The following is a 4126-nucleotide window of genomic DNA, read 5'->3' as shown; positions in this document are numbered from 1 at the left end:
TTTGTCTAGCATCTAAAATAAAAATTGACGTTTCACGTTGTTTGTTTCGTTCAGTTTTCAAAGAACTACTTGGTCGCTCATTTGCGACTTCCTTATGTTAACATCTTCGTTTTTCGATGTCAACTAAGTTTTTCAATTTCTTTTTTGTCGTTTTCTGCGTTTCCGCATCAGCGACGGTTATTAATATATCATGGTGAAAAATGAAATGCAACACCTTTTATAAACTTTTTTTAAAACTGCCCACATTTCTTTTTTTATATCATATACTTAAACGAAATATCTCTTTCATGTATGAGCAATTCCTACATATATTTTATATAAAGTTACTCTATCAAAAGACGTTTCTTTCTATAATAAGCGTTTTATTCATATAGCATATCATACAGGGAGGAATATATATGGACTATACCGATTTATTAATCAAACTAGGTCTCTCGGCTATTTTAGGATTTGCCATTGGTTTAGAACGTGAATTAAAACGGAAACCACTTGGTTTAAAAACGTGTTTAGTTATTTCTATTATTAGTTGCCTCCTAACGATTGTTTCTATTAAAGCAGCTTATAACTTACCACATACCGATCATATGAATATGGATCCACTTCGACTTGCCGCTCAAATTGTATCAGGAATTGGTTTTTTAGGTGCTGGCGTAATTTTAAGAAGAGGTAACGATAGCATTGCAGGGCTCACGACTGCCGCTATGATCTGGGGTGCTTCTGGTATTGGTATTGCTGTTGGGGCCGGATTCTATATTGAAGCGATATTCGGAATGTGTTTCCTTATGATTAGTGTCGAACTTATACCACTCGCGATGAAATATGTAGGCCCTAGATCATTTCGTCAACGTGATATCGCTGTGAAACTTGTTGTACGAAATATGGACAATATCCCAATCGTAATTGAAGAAATAAAAGAAATGGATATAAAAGTTAAGAATATGAAGCTTAAAACATTAGAAAACGGTTCTCACTATTTACATCTTAAACTATCCATTGATCAAAAAAGACATACTGCTGATGTTTACTATGCTCTCCAGCATCTTGAAAGTGTCCAACAAACTGAAGTGGAAAGTATGTAACGTAAAACAAACTCTCTTTAATTAGAGAGTTTTTCTTTTTTCTATAATGGCAACAATGAATGTAGTCCTACAAAGTAAGGAGGAATAGGCAATTGAAATCCCGTCCGAATTTAGTAGATACATTTCGTGATTCCATTATTTTTCGTTTAATTTGTTTTATTATTGTACTGACTGCTTTTTCCGGTTTTCTTATACATAGATTAGAACCTTTTCATTTCACTACATGGTTTGACGGAATTTGGTGGTCAATCGTTACCATTTTTACAGTTGGATATGGCGACTTTGCTCCCCATACGACGATAGGAAAACTAATAGGTATAAGTATTATTTTATTAGGAACTGGCTTTTGTTCTTATTATATGGTGCTGTTTGCTACTGAAATGATTAATAAACAATATATGAAAATTAAAGGTGAAGAAGCCGCTACTTCTAACGGTCATATGATTATCGTTGGCTGGAATGAGCGCGCAAAACATGTTGTAAAGCAAATGCACGTATTACAACCAAACCTTGATATCGTTTTAATTGATGAAACACTTTCTTTACTCCCAAAACCATTTCATCATTTAGAATTTATAAAAGGTTGTCCGCATCACGATCAAACTTTATTAAAGGCCAATATTGCAACGGCACACACCATATTAATAACAGCTGATAAAGAAAAAAACGAAAGCTTAGCGGATACACAGTCCATTTTAAATATTTTAACTGCAAAAGGGCTCAACCCAAACATTCACTGCATCGCTGAACTTCTTACTTCTGAACAAATACAAAATGCAACGAGAGCTGGCGTGTCAGAAATTATAGAAGGAAATAAATTAACGAGCTATGTATTTACCGCTTCTCTTTTATTCCCTTCCATTTCAGGTGTACTATTTTCACTTTACGACGAAATCTCTGATAATAAATTACAACTGATGGAGCTTCCATCGTCCTGCACCGGACAAACTTTTGCCAATTGTAGCTATACTCTTTTAAAGCAAAACATTCTCTTACTAGGTATAAAGCGCGACGAACAATATATGATTAATCCAGTTCATTCCTTTGTTCTCATTGAAAGCGACATACTCATTGTTATTCACCATTAGTAAAATGACGCTCTAATTCTTGCATGAGCACTTTCCCAATATTGATATATTTTCTTTTCACATCTCCATCTGGATCTTTCGGCTCAGCAAATTGATCCATTCCACTTGTTCCAGCTGTTAAAGTATTCACATTATCATCTAGTTCGTCTTGATATACGTGCGAAAGAATATACGGCGTTCCAAGACGAACTATTACGCCTGGTACATCTAGTTCTCCATCAATGGCTGTAAATGGAACTCGTAAAAATTGATACCCATCTTCTTCATCAATTTTGTAATCGAAGCATCCTTTATCATAATCCCAATTACCACCAATGCTATATCCAAGTGGTTTCATAATCTCTTCTAACTTATATAACGCATATGTACGTCCTTCTAAATTTGATTGAATCGGAATCAAGCCCATCCCTCCTAGACTTTTCCTTTAGCATACCCACTTTAGTTTGAATATACTGATGGACTTTTCGATAAAATAATAAAAAGCGACCGGAATCCGGTCGCTTTTTATTATTTTAAACGCTCTTCTAATTCTGCTTTTAATTCTTCAAATCCTGGTTTACCAAGTAAAGCAAACATGTTTTTCTTGTATGCTTCTACTCCAGGTTGGTCAAATGGATTCACGCCTAATAAGTAGCCGCTCATCGCACATGCTTTTTCGAAGAAGTATACAAGGTAACCGAATGTGTACTCATTTAATTCAGGAATATTTACGATTAAGTTTGGTACTCCCCCGTCGCTATGTGCAAGTAATGTACCTTCGTATGCTTTTGTGTTTACGAAGTCTACAGTTTCACCAGCAAGGTAGTTTAATCCGTCTAAATCGTTTTCTTCTGATTCGATTGTTAGTTCATGTGTAGATTTACCTACTTTAAGAACTGTTTCAAATAAGTCACGACGCCCTTCTTGAACGTATTGACCTAATGAGTGTAAATCAGTTGAGAAGTTTGCTGAAGATGGGAAAATGCCTTTTTGATCTTTTCCTTCACTTTCACCAAATAACTGTTTCCACCACTCAGCGAAGTATTGAAGTGCTGGCTCATAGTTAACAAGCATTTCAATTGTTTTTCCTTTATTGTATAAAGCGTTACGAACTACTGCGTATTGGTAAGCTGGATTTTCTTCTAGTTCTGATGTTCCGAAGTCATCATGACCAGCAGCTGCACCTTTCATCATCTCTTCAATATTTAAGCCACTTACTGCGATTGGTAATAAACCAACTGGCGTTAATACAGAGAAACGACCTCCAACATCATCTGGAATAACAAATGTTTCGTAACCTTCGTTATCAGCTAATGTTTTTAATGCACCACGCGCTTTATCTGTAGTTGCATAAATACGTTTGCGAGCTTCTTCTTTTCCATACTTTTCTTCTAATAACTTACGGAAGATACGGAATGCTAGCGCTGGCTCTGTTGTTGTACCTGATTTGGAAATAACGTTAATAGAGAAGTCTTTACCTTCTAATACGTCCATTAAATCTTTCATATAAGTGGAGCTAATGTTTTGTCCAACAAATAGCACTTGTGGAGTTTTACGTTGTTCTTTAGAAAGCGTGTTGTAGAAAGAATGGTTTAACATTTCGATTGCTGCGCGTGCTCCTAGGTAAGAACCACCAATACCTACAACAAGTAAAATGTCAGAGTCATTTTTAATTTTTTCTGCGCATTTTTGAATGCGAGCGAATTCTTCTTTGTCATATTGAAGCGGAAGGTCTACCCACCCAAGGAAATCGTTCCCAGCTCCAGTTTTTTCGTGGATTGCGTGATGTGTTACTTTCACTGCATCACGTAAATAAGTGATTTCATGTTCACCGATGAAGGATAACGCTTTAGAATAGTCGAACGTTACATGTATATACATCCTTTTCTAAACATTTTTTATGTATAAAAACAACATAACTACCCCATTCTATAAAAGAGTTAATTAACTCATCGCTTGCTCATGCTTCACAATTAAGGG

General features: G+C 35.6%; 4 protein-coding genes. 2 read left to right on the top strand and 2 right to left on the bottom strand.

Translation table 11 applies throughout. From position 1 onward, the window contains the following. The first annotated feature begins 398 nt into the window (after positions 1 to 398). Complete coding sequence (locus MR107_RS29345; RefSeq protein ID WP_000386676.1) at positions 399 to 1079, top strand: MgtC/SapB family protein; 681 nt, start codon at positions 399 to 401, stop codon at positions 1077 to 1079. 92 nt (positions 1080 to 1171) lie between these two features. Further along, positions 1172 to 2167 (top strand): potassium channel family protein, encoded by a 996-nt coding sequence (locus MR107_RS29340; RefSeq protein WP_000842320.1) that lies wholly within the window; start codon positions 1172 to 1174, stop codon positions 2165 to 2167. On the opposite strand, the gene MR107_RS29335 is transcribed toward MR107_RS29340, so the two are convergent. Together MR107_RS29335 and MR107_RS29330 are read right to left on the bottom strand one after the other, a co-directional pair. After that, positions 2154 to 2567, bottom strand: coding sequence for a YugN-like family protein (locus tag MR107_RS29335; protein WP_000612334.1), 414 nt, complete (start codon positions 2565 to 2567; stop codon positions 2154 to 2156). The genes MR107_RS29340 and MR107_RS29335 overlap by 14 nt on opposite strands. Before the next feature lie 107 nt (positions 2568 to 2674). Next, positions 2675 to 4027 (bottom strand): glucose-6-phosphate isomerase, encoded by a 1353-nt coding sequence (locus tag MR107_RS29330; RefSeq protein WP_242293096.1) that lies wholly within the window; start codon positions 4025 to 4027, stop codon positions 2675 to 2677. Positions 4028 to 4126: the final 99 nt, after the last annotated feature.

Source organism: Bacillus cereus group sp. BfR-BA-01441, assembly GCF_022663075.1.
GTDB lineage: Bacteria > Bacillota > Bacilli > Bacillales > Bacillaceae_G > Bacillus_A > Bacillus_A cereus.
This window is presented reverse-complemented; position numbering and strand designations above follow the sequence as displayed.

Bases quoted from the DNA above. Each gene is read 5' to 3' on its own strand.
- MR107_RS29345 (WP_000386676.1), top strand. From the start codon at position 399: ATGGACTATACCGATTTATTAATCAAACTAGGTCTCTCGGCTATTTTA.
- MR107_RS29330 (WP_242293096.1), bottom strand. From the start codon at position 4,027: ATGTATATACATGTAACGTTCGACTATTCTAAAGCGTTATCCTTCATC.